At 73.6% G+C, this 15,291-nt stretch carries 10 protein-coding genes; 4 read left to right on the forward strand and 6 right to left on the reverse strand.

The genetic code is table 11. The annotated features are described in order from the left end of the window. Window positions 1–156 precede the first annotated feature (156 nt). Entirely contained in the window at window positions 157–1,773 is a 1,617-nt protein-coding gene (gene metG, locus ACF089_RS18835; protein WP_392027732.1) for a methionine--tRNA ligase, read from the reverse strand. Window positions 1,774–1,920: 147 nt separating this feature from the next. On the opposite strand from metG, the gene ACF089_RS18840 reads away from it, so the two are divergent. After that, window positions 1,921–2,574 carry a response regulator transcription factor gene (locus ACF089_RS18840; protein WP_392027735.1) on the forward strand — a complete coding sequence of 218 codons (654 nt, stop codon included), beginning with the start codon at window positions 1,921–1,923 and terminating at the stop codon, window positions 2,572–2,574. 134 nt (window positions 2,575–2,708) lie between these two features. Then, window positions 2,709–3,839 (forward strand): sensor histidine kinase, encoded by a 1,131-nt coding sequence (locus ACF089_RS18845; protein ID WP_392028169.1) that lies wholly within the window; start codon window positions 2,709–2,711, stop codon window positions 3,837–3,839. Here ACF089_RS18845 and ACF089_RS18850 read toward each other — a convergent pair. Then, window positions 3,820–6,192: a VWA domain-containing protein gene (locus tag ACF089_RS18850; protein WP_392027738.1), complete on the reverse strand. Its 2,373-nt coding sequence runs from the start codon at window positions 6,190–6,192 to the stop codon at window positions 3,820–3,822. The genes ACF089_RS18845 and ACF089_RS18850 overlap by 20 nt on opposite strands. A gap of 358 nt (window positions 6,193–6,550) precedes the next feature. Here ACF089_RS18850 and ACF089_RS18855 point away from each other — a divergent pair, with 358 nt between their 5' ends. Further along, entirely contained in the window at window positions 6,551–8,617 is a 2,067-nt protein-coding gene (locus tag ACF089_RS18855) for a PhoX family protein (RefSeq protein ID WP_392027741.1), read from the forward strand. A 158-nt stretch (window positions 8,618–8,775) separates the two neighbouring features. Further along, window positions 8,776–9,165, forward strand: coding sequence for an RNA-binding S4 domain-containing protein (locus ACF089_RS18860; RefSeq protein ID WP_392027744.1), 390 nt, complete (start codon window positions 8,776–8,778; stop codon window positions 9,163–9,165). A 72-nt stretch (window positions 9,166–9,237) separates the two neighbouring features. On the opposite strand, the gene ACF089_RS18865 is transcribed toward ACF089_RS18860, so the two are convergent. The 4 genes from ACF089_RS18865 to ACF089_RS18880 form a co-directional block, all read right to left on the reverse strand. Beyond that, window positions 9,238–9,966 carry a DUF2690 domain-containing protein gene (locus ACF089_RS18865; RefSeq protein WP_392027747.1) on the reverse strand — a complete coding sequence of 243 codons (729 nt, stop codon included), beginning with the start codon at window positions 9,964–9,966 and terminating at the stop codon, window positions 9,238–9,240. A gap of 364 nt (window positions 9,967–10,330) precedes the next feature. Further along, the gene (locus tag ACF089_RS18870; protein ID WP_392027750.1) at window positions 10,331–12,283 is read right to left on the reverse strand and encodes an FUSC family protein; all 1,953 of its coding nucleotides are present in this window, start codon (window positions 12,281–12,283) and stop codon (window positions 10,331–10,333) included. Between the two features lie 86 nt (window positions 12,284–12,369). Next, window positions 12,370–13,389: an endonuclease/exonuclease/phosphatase family protein gene (locus ACF089_RS18875; protein ID WP_392027753.1), complete on the reverse strand. Its 1,020-nt coding sequence runs from the start codon at window positions 13,387–13,389 to the stop codon at window positions 12,370–12,372. Between the two features lie 792 nt (window positions 13,390–14,181). Next, window positions 14,182–15,246, reverse strand: a complete 1,065-nt coding sequence (locus ACF089_RS18880; RefSeq protein ID WP_392027756.1) for a hypothetical protein — start codon at window positions 15,244–15,246, stop codon at window positions 14,182–14,184. Between the last annotated feature and the right edge of the window lie 45 nt (window positions 15,247–15,291).

Here is a 15,291-nt window from a genome sequence, read left to right on the forward strand (position 1 = left end):
CGCGCACGGGCGGTACGGCACGGACACGCGCGGCGGGTGCGCGCCCGGCCCCGGCGCGCCGTCGCCGGGACGGACAGGCGCCGCTGCCGGTACGCGCACGGGCCGCCGGCTCCCCTCGGGGAGCCGGCGGCCCGTGTCGTGGCCGTCCGCGGGGACCTACTGGTCCTTCTTCTCCTCGAGACGCGGGAAGAGCACCGCGCCCTTGGTGACCGTCGAGCCCGCCGGCAGCAGACCCCAGGTCCCGGCGTCCTGCACCCGCTGGTCGGCGAGCGCGCCGAGCGCGGCGTCAGCGCCCAGCGAGTCCCACAGCGCCTGCGAGGTCTCCGGCATCACCGAGTTCAGCAGCACCGCGACACCGCGCAGCGCCTCGGCGGCCGTGTAGAGGATGGTCGCCAGCCGGGCCTGACCCTCCGGGGAGTCGTCCTTGGCGACCTTCCACGGCTCCTGCTCGGTCAGATAGCCGTTGACCTGCTTCACGAAGTCGAAGATCGCCAGGATGCCGCCCTGGAAGTCCAGCTCGTCGCCGATCTTCCGGTCCGCCGTCGCGGCGGCCTGCGCCAGACCCTCCCGCACCGCCGTCTCGGCGTCGCCGGACGCGGTCGCCTCCGGCAGCGCGCCGCCGAAGTACTTGCCGACCATCGCGGCGACCCGGGAGGCGAGATTGCCGTAGTCGTTCGCCAGCTCGCTGGTGTAGCGGGCGGTGAAGTCCTCCCACGAGAAGGAGCCGTCCTGCCCGAACGCGATCGCGCGCAGGAAGTACCAGCGATAGGCGTCGACGCCGAAGTGCGAGGTCAGATCCTGCGGCTTGATGCCGGTCAGATTCGACTTCGACATCTTCTCGCCGCCGACCATCAGCCAGCCGTTGGCGGCGACGCGGCCGGGCACCGGCAGCCCGTTCGCCATCAGCATCGCCGGCCAGATGATCGCGTGGAAGCGCAGAATGTCCTTGCCCACGAGATGCACATTGGCGGGGAAGGTCTCGTCGAACTTCGCCGGGTTCTCGTTGTAGCCGACGGCGGTGGCGTAATTGAGCAGCGCGTCGATCCACACGTAGATCACGTGCTTCTCGTCCCACGGCACCTTCACGCCCCAGTCGAAGGTGGACCGGGAGATCGACAGGTCCTGAAGGCCCTGCTTGACGAAGTTCACGACCTCGTTGCGGGCCGACTCGGGCTGGATGAAGCCGGGGTCGGCCTCGTACAGCTCCAGCAGCTTGGGACCGTACGCGCTCAGCTTGAAGAAGTAGTTCTCCTCCTTGAGGAGTTCCACCGGCTTCTTGTGAATGGGGCAGAGCTTCTGCCCGGCGTACTCGCCCTCGCCGTCGATCAGATCGCCGGGGAGTTTGTACTCCTCACAGCCCACGCAGTACGGGCCCTCGTATCCGCCCTTGTAGATCTCGCCCTTGTCGTGGAGATCCTGGACGAATTCCTTCACCCGGTCCGTGTGCCGCTTCTCGGTGGTGCGGATGAAATCGTCGTTCGCGATGTTCAAATGCTCCCAGAGGGGCTTCCACGCCTCTTCCACGAGCTTGTCGCACCACTCCTGGGGAGTGACTCCGTTCGCCTCGGCAGTGCGCATGATCTTCTGACCGTGCTCGTCCGTGCCGGTGAGGTACCACACCTTCTCGCCGCGCTGACGGTGCCAGCGGGTGAGCACGTCGCCTGCGACGGTCGTGTAGGCGTGGCCCAGGTGAGGAGCGTCGTTGACGTAGTAAATGGGGGTCGAGACGTAGTACGCCGCCGCCCCCTGCTTCTCGGATCCAGTGGCCGCCATGGCGAAATCCTACTGGCCCGGGGATGCCCTTCTCACCGCGATATGCGCGGGCCGGGCCGGGCGGAGATCCCGGCGAAACACCGTATGGCGTAGGTATGGGGACCTGGGGTGACCCGCCGGACGCGGCGGGCGGGAGGAGAGAACGCCATGCGAGTACTGGTCGCCGAGGACGAACGGGTCCTGGCCGAGCTGGTCGCCACCGGTCTGCGGCGGGCCGGATTCGCCGTGGACACCGTCCACGGCGGGGACGACGCGCTCGTCCGGCTGGAGCTGTACGACTACGACGTGGTCGTCCTCGACCGCGATCTGCCGGGGGTCCACGGCGACGAGGTGGCGCGCACCCTGGTCGCCGCCGCCGCGCGCACCCGGATTCTGATGCTGACCGCCTCGGCGGCCGCGGAGGACCGGGTGGAGGGGCTCGACCTGGGGGCCGACGACTATCTGGGCAAGCCCTTCGACTTCCCCGAGCTGGTCTCCCGGGTCCGCGCGCTGCGGCGGCGCAGCGCCCGGCCGGTGCCGCCGCTGCTGGAGCGGTGCGGGGTGCGGCTGGACAGTGTGCGCAGGCTGGCCGAGCGGGACGGGCGGGGGCTGGAGCTGTCGCCCAAGGAGTTCTCCGTGCTCCAGATCCTGCTGGAGGCGGACGGGGCCGCGGTCTCGGCGGAGGAGCTGCTGGAGCGGGCGTGGGACGCGCACGCGGACCCGTTCACGGGGGCGGTGCGGGTCTGTATGAGCAAGTTGCGGGGGAAGCTGGGGGAGCCGGCGCTGATCCGTACGGTGCAGGGCGTGGGGTACGCGCTGTGAGCGATGGGGGTGCGGGGGCGGTGGGGGCGTCAGGGGTGGTCGGGGGCTCCGGCGGCTCTGGAGGCTCCGGAGGCTCCGGAGCTTTGCTGGACTCCGGGGCGGTGGGGGCGGCGCGGCCGGGGCGGGCCGTGCACATGGGGCCCGGGCGGCTGGGGCCCGGATCCACCATCCGGATCCGGATCGCCCTGGTCTACGGGGCGGTCTTCATGATCCTGGGCGGCGTGCTGCTCGGGGTGGTCTATCTGCTCTCCACCGACGCCACGGAGTCCAAGGCGGCGGAGATCGCCCGGCAGTCGTTCCCGGAGCCGGCGGCCGGATACGGGGAGGACGCCGAGCAGCTCAGCGCGTCCTTGATCACCGGCCATGTCAGCGACGCCGCCTCCGAGATCCTGCTCTTCTGGTCCTTCACCGCGCTGCTGGTCACGGCCCTGTTCGCGGTGCTGGTGGGGTGGTGGATCGCGGGACGGCTGCTGCGTCCGGTGCACGCGATGACGGCGAAGGCCCGGAAGCTGTCGGAGCGGACGCTGCACGAGCGGATCTCCGCGAGCGGGCCGGACGACGAGCTGAAGGAGCTGGGGGACACCCTGGACGCGCTGCTGGCACGGCTGGAGAAGGCCTTCGACAGCCAGCGGCGCTTCATCGCCAACGCCTCGCACGAGCTGCGGACCCCGCTGGCCACCCAGCGCACCGCGATCCAGGTGGGGCTGGCCGAGGGGTGCGCCGAGGCGGAGGTGGCGGCCACCCGGGAGATCCTGCTGGAGAGCAATCGCCACAGCGAGCGGCTCATCGAGGGCCTGCTGACGCTGGCGCGCGGGGAGCGGGGACTGGAGCGGCGCGACGACGTCGATCTGGGCGAGGTCGCGGTGGAGGAGGCCCGGCGGCACTCGGTGACCGCCGAGGTGACCGGGTGCTCGCTGGTCCGGGGCAACCGGCCGCTGCTGGACCGGCTGGTGGGCAATCTGGTGGCGAACGCGGTGGCCTACAACGTGCCGGGAGGGACCGTCTCCGTCCGGGTCGAGGACGGGGTGCTGACGGTCGAGAACACCGGGCCGGTGATCCCGGAGGAGGAGATTCCGGCGCTCTTCGAGCCGTTCCGGCGGGGCGAGGGGCGGGACCGGATGGGGGCCGGCGCGGGGCTGGGGCTCTCGATCGTGCGCTCGATCGCGCTGGCCCACGACGGCGGGGTGACGGCCGGGCCGGGCCCGGAGGGCGGCCTGACCGTCACCGTGTCGCTGCCGGTGTCCCTCACGGCCGCCAGGTCGTGAGCACCCCGTCGTAGAACGCGTCGTCGGACAGGTCGCTGGGCGCCGGCCCGGCGTGGAAGAAGGCGGCGTTGTCGGCGGAGAGCTTGCGGAGGTAGTCGAACGCCTTCGCGTCGTGCTCACCGAACGCGACGAACTGCCAGAAGACGTTCCGGTTCGAGGCCGCCGCGGCCGTCAGCGCGGCGGTGGCGGCGGTCTTGGACTCGGGAGCGCCGTCGGTCTGGAAGACGACCAGCGCGGGGGCCCCGGGGGCGGAGGCCGCGTGGAGGGAGAGGACCTCCTCGACGGCGAGGTGGTAGTTGGTCCGCCCCATCCGCCCGAGCGAGCCGTGCAGCTCGTCGATCCGGCCCTCGTACGTCTCCGGGGTCAGCTCTCCGGTTCCGTCGATCTCCGTCGAGAAGAACACCACGGTGACCTTCGGGTCGTCCTGGAGCTGCGCGGCGAGGGCGAGGGTCCGCTCCCCGAGGCGCTGCGCGCTGCCGTCCTTGAAGTACGGCCGCATCGATCCGGACCGGTCCAGTACGAGATAGACCCGCGCCCGCGCCTCCCCGAGCCCGGCCCGCGCCACCGCGTCCCGCGCGGCGGTGTGGTGGGTGGTGACGCGGGTCTCGGCCTCGGCGGCCTTCTCCGGGGCGGCGGCCACAGGGGCGGCGGCCGGGGCGGCCGGGGTGACCGGTTCGGCGGGTGCCTCGGCCTGGGGGGCTTCGGCGTCCGGGACCTCGACCTCGGCGACGGTCTCGGCGACCGGCTCGGGGGCCGCCGGGGTCTCGGTCGGTTCGGTCGTTTCGGCGGCGGCCACGACGGGGTCTTCCAGGGCCACGGGCTCCTCGACCGCGTCGGCGACGGGGGTGACCGGCTCGGCGGGCGCCTCGGCCTGGGGGGCTTCGGTGTCGGGGGCGGTGTCCGGGACCTCGACCTCGGCGACGGTCTCGGCGACCGGCTCGGGAGAGGTCTCGGCAGCCGCGGGCTCTTCCCGTTCGGCGACCGGGGCCGTGTCGGGGGTGTCCAGGGCCGTTGCCGCGTTCGCCTCGGGGGCCGCCGGGGTCTCGGTCGGTTCGGTCGGTTCGGTCGTTTCGGCGGCGGCCACGACGGGGTCTTCCAGGGCCACGGGCTCCTCGACCGGGTCGGCGACGGCGGTGACCGGTTCGACCGTCTCCGCGAGCGGGGTCTCGTCGGGGGCGGCCACCGGCTCGACGGCCGGGGTCTCGGTGGGTTCGGTGGTGGTCGCGACGGGGTCTTCCTGGGCCGCGGGCGTCGCGTCGGCGGTCTCGATGACCGGTTCGGCGGGCGCCTCGGCCTTGGGGGCGTCGGTGTCGGGGGCGGTGTCCGGGACCTCTACCTCGGCGACGGTCTCGGCGACCGGCTCGGAAGCGGTCTCGGCAGTCGCGGGCTCTGCCACGGACCCGGACCCCGCATCGGCAGCGGCCGGTTCGTCGGCGACGGCGGTGACGGCGGTGACGGTGGTGAACGGCTCGGTCTCGGCGGCGGCCGGGATCTCGTCCGGAGTGGCCACCGGCGCGGGGGCGGCGTCGACCTGCTCCGGCTCCTGCGCCGGAGCGGCCGCCGGGGTCTCGGCGGGCTCGTCGGCCACGACGGGGTCTTCCTGGGCCGCGGGCGTCGCCGCCGGGGGCTCCTCCGCGACGGTGACGGGGGCCGGGGCAGTGTCCTGGGCCCGGTCCGGCTCCGGGGCCGCCGGGGGCTCGATCGCCTCGGCCGGGGCGGCGGGCTGCGCGGCCTCGCCCGACGCGGCGGGCTCCGACTGCGGCTCCGGCTCGGCGACGGCCTTCGTGACGGTCTCCGTCTCCGCGACAGCGTCCGCACTCGTGTCCGTGTCCGTGTCCGCGTCCTTGTCCGCGTCCCGGTCGACGACCGTCACGGCCGCCTCGGGCTTCGGCTCCGCCGGGGCGGGCTCCTTCTCCGACGCCGTCCCGGCGACCGCGGCGGACTCCGGTTCCGATTCCGGTTCCGACTTCGACTTCGACTTCGATTCCGGTTCCGGTTCGGTGCGCGTCTGGGACGGCACCGTGGCCGTCTGCGGGCGGGACTGGGGGTTGTCGAACGCGGCCGACACCAGATCCGTCGCCCGCACCTCGGGCGTCGGCGTCGGCGTCGGCGCCGACGTCGCCGGCACCTTCGCCGGGGCCTCGGCCTCGATCTCGGCCTCCGCCTTCGTCGTGACCTCTGCCTCGGCCTCGGCCGGCGGCGGGACGGTGGGAGTGACGGCCGGCTCCGTCGTGGTGGTGGTGGCCGGTTCCGTGCGTTCGGACTGGGGCGGTACGGAGGGTGCGGCCGCCGACTCGCTGGGCTCCGAACGATCGCGACCGAACATCTTGCGCAGCAGGCTCCGAATGCCCATGTGCGAGGCCTTTCGCATGAGTTGGGTGGAGTATTCCTCCGCTTTTGGGCCAGGTTGTCCGTGATATGTCCTGGCCAGGGCGGACACGTAAGGTTAGCCGCCACCTGGCGCGCACCCCTGCGGGGGCGGCCCGGCGGCGCACTGTCCGCGCCGTGCCCACGAGTCGTCCACGGCGTGTTCACGACCCGCCGCCGCGCCGTCCGCCCCGGCCGGCCCCTGGCCGGTAATCCCCGCCCCACTCCCCGGGTTCATCGGCCGTTCACTCGGTGTCCGCCGCCGCGCACGGCTTCCCCCCTAACGTCGGGCCCGGAGAGATTCCGACAGACTGTCGGCGCGGTGTGCGCCGGAGGAGGACAAAGTGCGCAGACTGCTGCCGCTCTTGAGCACCAAGCCGCACGCGGGCGGACGTTCGGCGCTGACCTGCCGCTACCGCTGTGGCGACGCCTGTTTCCAGGAGGTGCCGAACACCAGCGACAACGAGTACGCGGGCGACATCATCGCCGGGGCCCTCTCCCGCCGGTCGATGGTGCGGGCCACCGCCGTGGTGACGGTGGCGGCCGCCGCCGGGACCGCGGCCGTGGCGGCGTCGGGCGGCGGCGGCCAGGCGCACGCCGCCCCCGCCGCCCTGCCCGACCGGCGCGGCGGCCACGGCCGGACCGACGGAGCGCGCGGTCTGCGCTTCGCCCCGGTCGCCCCGAACGTGCGCGACAAGGTCACCATCCCCACCGGCTACGGCCAGAACGTGGTCATCCGCTGGGGCGACCCGATCCTGCGCGGCGCGCCCGCCTTCAAGGCGGACCGGCAGAGCGCCAAGGCCCAGGCGGGCCAGTTCGGCTACAACAACGACTTCCTCTCCCTCCTCCCCCTGCGGGGCGAGCGCGGCCGGCAAGTCCTCGTCGCCAACCACGAGTACACCGACGAGATGCTGATGTTCCGGAACTACGACCCGGAGAACCCGACCCGCGAGCAGGTCGAGATCGCCTGGGCCGCGCACGGGCTCTCCGTCGTCGTGGTCCAGGAGGAGCGCGGCAACGGCAGGCTCACCCCCGTCACCCGCCACCACCTCAACCGCCGGCTCACGGCGACCAGCCTCTTCGAGGTCACCGGCCCGGCCGCGGGCAGCCCGCTGTTGCGGACCTCCGCCGACCGCAGCGGCGTACGGGTGCGCGGCACGCTCAACAACTGCGCGGGCGGCACCACCCCCTGGGGCACCACGCTCCACGGCGAGGAGAACTTCAACCAGTACTTCGCCAACGGCACGAGCGAGACCGACAAGCGCTACGGCATCGCCGACGGGCCCACCGAGCGCAAGTGGGAGCGGTTCGACCGGCGCTTCGACGTGGCGCGCGAGCCGAACGAGTCCCACCGCTTCGGCTGGGTGGTCGAGCTGGACCCGTACGACCCCGACTTCACGCCCCGCAAGCGCACCGCGCTCGGCCGCTTCAAGCACGAGGCCGCCCAGCCCCGGCTGACCGCCGACGGCCGTCCCGTCGTCTACATGGGCGACGACGAGCGTTTCGACTACTTCTACAAGTTCGTCTCGTCCAAGCGGATGAAGCAGGGGAACTCCCGGGCCGCCCGGGAGCACAACCGCACGCTGCTGGACGAGGGCACGCTGTACGTCGCCAAGCTGAGCGGCGACAGCCCCCAGGACGTCGACGGCACCGGAAAGCTGCCGAACGACGGCGAGTTCGACGGCTCCGGCGTCTGGATCCCGCTCGCCACCGGCGACGTCTCCCATGTCCCGGGGATGACCGCCGACGAGGTCTATGTCTTCACCCGGATCGCGGGGGACAAGGTCGGCGCGACCAAGATGGACCGCCCCGAGGACGTCGAGCCCTCGCCGCGCACCGGCCGGGTGTATGTGGCGCTCACCAACAACACCGACCGGGGCAAGCCCGGCAAGCCGGGCGCGGACGAGTCCAATCCGCGCAACGGCAACAAGCACGGCCAGATCCTGGAACTCGCGGAGAACTGGGACGACCCGGCGGGCGACGGCTTCGCCTGGCGGCTCTTCCTGGTCGCGGGCGACCCCAAGGACCCGTCCACCTACTTCGCGGGCTTCCCGAAGGAGCGGGTCAGCCCGATCTCCTGCCCGGACAATGTGGCGTTCGACCCGCACGGCAATCTGTGGATCTCCACCGACGGCAACAAGCTCGGCACCCATGACGGGCTGTTCGGGGTCGCCGTCCACGGTGAGCGGCGCGGGGAGCTGAAGCAGTTCCTCACCGTCCCGACCGGGGCCGAGACCTGCGGCCCGGTCATCCAGGACCGGCGCGTCCTGGTCGCCGTGCAGCACCCGGGCGAGGTCGACGGGGCCACGGTGGAGAAGCCCGCGAGCACCTGGCCCGACGGACCGGGCCGGCTGGTGCGCCCGTCCGTCGTCGCGGTCTGGCGCAAGGACGGCGGCCCCATCGGCGTCTGACCCCGGCCCGGCCCCGGTCGACCTGATCCGGCCCTGATCGACCTGATCCGACCCGGCTCGACGGGCCCGGCCCGCCCAAGTCGTACTCCCGCTCACGCCGCCGTCGGCGCCGGAAATCTCTCCGGTGCCGGCGGCGGCGGAGCCGTAGAGTCGGACGCATGGATACCGAAGGGGCAGAAGGGTCGGTACGGGTCGACGCCTGGATGTGGTCGGTCCGGCTGACCAAGACCCGCTCGCAGGCCGCGGCGGCGTGCAAGGCAGGCCATGTCCGGGTCAACGGCGCCCGGGTCAAGCCCGCGCACACCCTGCACGCGGGCGATCAGGTACGGCTCTTCCACGCGGGCCGTGAGCGTGTGGTGGTCGTCTCCCGGATCGTCCGCAAACGGGTGGGCGCGCCGGTCGCGGTCCAGTGCTACGTCGACCACAGCCCGCCGCCCCCGCCGAAGGAGTTCACCGCCCCGGCGGCGGTGCGCGACCGGGGCGCGGGCCGCCCCACCAAGCGCGACCGCAGGGATCTGGAACGGCTCCAGCAGCGCACGGGCCAGTGAGCCGCACGCCGTCCGGCCCGGCGGCGGTGCCGTCGGTCCGGCCGGTCAGGGCGGCCCGGCCGGTCAGGGCGGTCAGGACGAGGTGCGGGCGGCGGTCGGAGCCGGGGACGGCAGATGGCTCGCGTTCGCTCCGATGCGCAGCTCGTACCCCTTCGGGATCTCCTGCTCCGGGACGCCCTTGACCGAGACCGCGGTGGCCTGCGCCGAGAAGTCGGCGCGGGACGCGGCGAGCATCGAGGTGTACTGGGTCCTGCCCCACTCCACCGACGTCGACTGCCGCCGCCCCGGCGAGGTGGTGATCGACACCGTGTCGCCGGGCCGGGCTCCGGTCAGCTTGGCCCACACCGTCTCGCACCGGGGGTTGTAGCGGATCTCCAGACGCATCAGACCCGCCCAGTCGTCCCGCAGCGTCACCGTGCCCCGGGTGCAGCCGGCCTTCTCGGGGTCGAGTCCGTCGCAGGTCTCGCCCTTGCAGGAGGGAGGGGTGTCGGCGGAGGCGGAGACGGAGTCCACCGCCGAGGTCGACGGCTTGCCGGACGCCGAGGAGTCGTCGCCCTCCAGCAGCGTGGAGACGAGCAGCGGCACGAGGGCCGCCGCGACGGCCACGATCAGCGCGCCGAGCAGTGACTCGGGCCCATGACGGCGGATCCAGGAACGCCGCCGGGGCTCCGGGGTCTCCTCTTCGTCGCGGCTCCCGGGGCCGGTGCGCCCGCCGCCGGGTCCCGCTCCTCGTCCTGGCGCGCCGTGGTCCGGCCGGCCCTCGCCGTCCTCGCCGCCGCTGGTCTGTCGCACGGTGGTCACCCCCGCAACTCCATGCCTCACGGAACGTGTCCACGTTATACCGGAGGGTGAGAGGCTGATGGGGAATGTTCCGGCTACCCACACACTTCGCGACCGGCCTCACCACGTTCCCCCCGGACCGGATCGCCGCGCGTACGTCGTGTTTCCGGATCCCGAACAGCCGATCCGGCGCGTGGGCATGGCGTGGGTGTGGGCATGGGTGCGGGTGACGACATCCGGCGGTGGACGCCCCGAGTAGGCCCTGCCTGACGGCGGACGCCGCGCGCGACCGGTGACCGGTGACCGGTGACCTGTGACCGCGCCCGGCCGGCCGCAGCCCGCCCGCCCCGGCGGGGAACCCCCGGGCGGTGACCCCCGCGGGAGGTCACCGCTCCCGCCCCGCCGGGGAGGCGATCGCCCGGGCGGCCGTCACCTCGCGGCGGAGCGGGGCGAGGACGCCGTCCTCATCGCCCTCCAGCGCCGTGCGCACCTCCACCAGCACATCGCTGCTGCGCAGATTCACCGCCAGCTCGCGCAGCTCCCGCTCGACGCCGGACACCTCGTCGGGGGAGGGCGGGCTCGCGCCGTGGGTGACACGGACCCTGGCCGCCGTGGTGGCGTCCACGATCCGTTCGACCGCGACCACCAGGGGCCACCAGGCCGCCGCCCGCGCTCCCGTCGGCGGCGGCTCCGTCAGCGCCCGCTGGAACTCGGAGCGCACCGAGGAGAGTTCCCGGTAGATCCGGCGGCGGCCGCGCACCTGCTCCCCCGGGTCCGCCTCCGCGTCGAAGGCGCAGCCCACATACCCGGCGATCTCGTCCACCGCCGTGGCCAGCCGGTCGCCGATCCGGGTGTGCCAGCTCTCCGGCCAGAGCAGATACCCGGCGATCAGCGCGATGGCGCAGCCGATCAGACTGTCCATCAGCCGGGGCAGCACCAGATCGAAGCCCTCGTGGTTGAGCGTGTCCGAGAGCAGCAGGATCACCGGGGTGATCGCCGCCGTCTGGAAGGCGTACCCCTTGGCGGAGAACCAGGGGATCAGCGCCGCGAGCAGCGCCATCACCGGGATGTCCCACCAGCCGCGCGGCAGGGCGGCGAGAACGGGGGCGGCGATCAGCAGACCGGCCGCCGTGCCGAGCGCGCGCAGCACCGCGCGGGAGAACACCGAGCCGAAGTCGGGCTTCATGACGAAGGTGACCGTGAGCGCGACCCAGTACGAACGGGGCACCTCCACCAGGGAGACCAGCGCCTGCGCGAGCCCCACGCAGAGCGCCAGCCGTACGCCGTACCGCCAGGACGCTCCCGAGAGCAGCACGGCCCGGGCCGTCGTCCGGAACCGGACCCGCAGCGCCGCCGGACGGCCGAGGGCGTCGTCCCCCTGGTAGGGATCGAGGTCCGGATGGTGCACCACGGCCGCCGCGTGCCGCAGCGCCGTGTCCACGGCCCGGTCCGCCGGGCCCTCCGGCTCGGGCAGCCCCGACAGATCGACGATCTCCCGGCCCCCGCGCACGGCGACCGCGTCCGCCATGTCCCGGACGGCGGCGGCGATCGGCGGGCGGCGGGACGCCCTGCCGTACAGATGCGCCGCCGCGGCCGCCTCCAGCAGCGGGATCAGCACATTGAGCTGGGCCAGCAGCCGCACCAGCGGGCTGCGCCGGCCGTGGTCCCGGGTGCGCAGGGCGAGAATCAGGTCATAGGCGTTGTTGAGCGAGTCGGTGACGGCCTGGCGTCTCACGCCGTACTCGGGTGTGCCCGCCGCCGCCAGGAGTTCGGCGACGCTGCGGTACGCGCCGGCCACCGCCGCCCGTTCCGGCATCCGGCCGCGCAGCGGCCACCCCAGCAGGGTGAGCACCAGGACGAGCAGCCCGCCGAGGGAGAGCAGCAGCGCGGGCATCCACAGCGGCTGGGGCATCGGAAGGCCCGCGCCCACCACCGCGTTGAGCAGGAGCAGCAGTCCGGAGACGGAGGCGACCGCGCCGATCGACGAGATCATTCCGGAGGCCAGCGCGACCAGGCCCAGCACCAGGACCGCGAGCCGGCCGTCCCCGTACACCAGGGTCCCGAGGGTGACTCCGATCGCTCCGAAGAGCTGGGGCACCGCGATATTGAAGATCCGCATCCGGTAGGCGTCGGCGGTGTCGCCGATGACCCCGTTCAGCGCGCCCATGGAGACCAGCGCCCCGTACTCCGGGCGGCCCAGCGCGATGCCCGCCGCGAGCGGCGCGGAGAGCGCCAGCCCGGCGCGGGCGACCGCCGCCCAGGGGACGGGGGCGGAGCGCGGGCGCAGCGTGTTGAGCAGCCACTCGGGTGGGGACAGTCGTCCCGATCGGGTCTCCATGGTCCACACATGCCTCATCGGGGCGTACGGGGGCAAGTCGCCTCCCGCCCGGGGCGGGTGCGACGTATCCGGTCGGTCCAGGGGCGTCAGCGGGCGTCGTGCAGGTCCAGACCGACCAGCAGGGAGCGGTGATCGGTGTCGCCCAGCTCCAGGAAGCGGGCCTCGCGGACCGAGAACTCCGGGCTCACCAGCACATGGTCGATCTGGGCGCCCAGCGGTGCGCCCACCATCGTCGGCCAGGACGGGGTGCGGGAGGCTCCGCCGAGGTCGGCGCTGTTGCGCAGGGCTCCCGCGTCCAGTATTCGGCGGAAGGCGGCGTGGTCCGGGGTGGCGTTGAAGTCGCCGGCGACGATGGCGGGGGCGTCCTTCACCTTCGCCGCGTACTCGCGCATCAGGCCCAGCTCGCGCTGCCACGCGTCCACTCCGCCGGGGATGGGCGGCAGCGGGTGCGCGAGCTGGAGGTGGATTTCCTCGCCCGCTATCTCCGCGACCGCGCCCGGCATCGCGAGGGTGCTGTCGATCCCCAGGGTGTCGCGCAGCGGGTACTTGCTGAGGATCGCCGATCCCGAGGCCATCTCGCCCTCGACCACATTGCGGTACGGATAGTCGGCGCGGGGCAGTCGTTTGGCGAGCGCGTCCGAGCAGCGGGCCGCGCACTCCTGGACGAAGACCAGATCCGGCTTCTCGCGCCGGACCGCCGCCACCAGACCGTCGGCCGCCTGGCCGAACTCCACATTGGAGGTGAGCACTTCGAGCTGGGCCGTCACGTGGCCGGAGGGGGTGTCGGCGAGACCGGTGTCGTACGGCCGGACGAACCAGCCGGTGACCGCGAGCACCGCCGCCGCCCACGCCATCCCCGCCCGCCAGCGCCCCAGGAACGCCACCAGCAGCGCGGCTCCGGCGGGCAGCAGCAGCCACGGGAGGAAGGCGAGCAGCTGGGGGAAGGGGGTGATCGCGTCGACGTCGGCGACCCGGCAGGCCGCGACCGCCGTGGGCACGATCAGCAGCAGCACGCCGAGCGAGACGGCGCCGCGGCTGCGGCCCGGGCGGCGCGCGGGGGCCTCCGGCCCGGCGGCCGGAGCCGCGGTCGAGGTCGCGCTGTCCAAAACTGCCTCCGTGCGTGAGGTGGACGCCCACCGGTTCGAACCGGTCGCGTCGGGTCGGTCAGATAGATGGGTCGGGCGGGTCGGGTCGGGCGAACCGGTCGGGCTGGTCGGTCGGACAGGTCAGACAGGTCAGACAGGTCAGACAGGTCAGACAGGTCGGGCTGGTCGAGCTGGTCGAGCCGGTCGGATCGGTCGGTCGAGCCGCTCGGCCAAGCCGGTCGGGCCGGTCGGGCCGGTCGGTCGGTCGGATTGGTCGGTGAGGAGCCCCGGCCGGGACGCCTCACTGACATGACGTCGCTCCCCTCACGATCGTTCCGGCCCCTGCCGCCGTGGCGTCAACTCGCCATAACCGGAACAGCCCCGGCCGTATGCCCTGGCCAAGGCCCCTCCCGAGACCTCCGGTCGCGGCCCCGCTCCGGGGCCGCGACCCGGGCCGTACCCCTCCCCCGACGTCCTGCTGATCCCGCTGCCCGGACCCACCCGGGGGCACTGCGCCGCGGCCGTCCAGCGGCCGGGCGCCGGCTGCTGCACACGGGAGACGCGTACGGCTTCCACGGCGAACTCGACCCGGACCGGCCGCACCGCCCGCGCGCGGTGGCGCCGCGGCAGCGGATGTCCGCCGCCGACCACGGGCAGCGGCTCGACCGGCTGGAACGGCTGCGGGAGCTGCTCCGGGCGAATCCGAGGGCGGTCCGGATCTTCTCCTCGCACGACGCGGAGGAGTTCGCGCGGCTCACCGGGGAGGGCGCGCGCCATGCGCTGACCGCTCCTCCGGGCGGGTACGGAATCGATTCAGCGGCTTGTGGGCGAGGCGTCACCCGTGGGACGGGCGGGACGCACGGGCTGCGCCGGGCCCGGGTCTCCCGCGGACCCCGGCGGCTCCTCCCCGTACCGGAGCGACCCTTCCGCAGACCGCGCCTCCTCTTCCACCGCCGCCCACTCCTCCTCCTTCTCGGACGCGATCCGCGCCTCCGGCCCCGGCGGCTCCTCCCCGGGCCCCGGCGGGAGGGCCGGGACCGGGCTCCGGGTCTCGTCGCGGCGGTGGGCGCGCAGGGCGGTGAGGGCGAGGGCGAGGCCCAGTGCGACGAGCCATCCGGAGGCCTGGCGGAGGGTCGTGGTGAGGGCGTCGAAGACCGCTCCGGCCGCCCGGTGGTCCACATCGGGGGGCAGATCGGCGAGGGCCGGGGCGCGGCCGAGGAGCACGGTCAGGAAGAGCAGGGCCCCGCCCGCCGCGAACGCCAGCCCCAGCCCGGTCAGCGCGCGAGCCTTCCGCCGGGCGAGCGGCAGCGCGACGGCGGCCACCAGCAGCGTCCCCGCCGGCAGCCACACCCCGGCGACCTGAAGGGCGTCGAACACCTCACGGGCCGCCCCCAGCCGCCCGGACTCCACCACCGTGATGCTCGTCCCCACCACCGGGATCTGGTCCGCGAGCGGCACCCCCTCCAGACTCAGCTGCCGTTTCACCTGCTCGCTCACGGGTGCGAGATCGATACTCGCGGTGTCCCCCTCGTCGCTGGTCAGCGACTGTTCCACGGCGGTGTGCGCGGCCCGGTTGACCGTGTCCCAGGCGGTCCGGTACGCCTCCGTCCCGGCGAACGACACCACCGCCTCGCGCACCAGGTCCCGTACGCCCCCCGTCAGCGGCCCCGCGTCGACCTGGCCCATCACCTCGTCGGTGATCCGGTCCGCGACCGCGCCCCGGACGGCCGCGTCCCCGGCGAGCGGGGCCATGGCGGTGACATAGCCGTCCGTGTCGCCGATCTCCCGCTCGGCCCATACGGCGAGCACGCTCAGCGGCGTCAGCACGGCCACGAGCGCGATCAGCACCGCCGACACCGCTGAGAGAAGTCTCCGCACGTCTCCAAGGGAACGCGCGCCCCGGCGCGGGCGCGAGCGCTGTGC

It is taken from the genome of Streptomyces sp. NPDC014894, assembly GCF_043080985.1.
Taxonomy (GTDB): Bacteria; Actinomycetota; Actinomycetes; order Streptomycetales; family Streptomycetaceae; genus Streptomyces.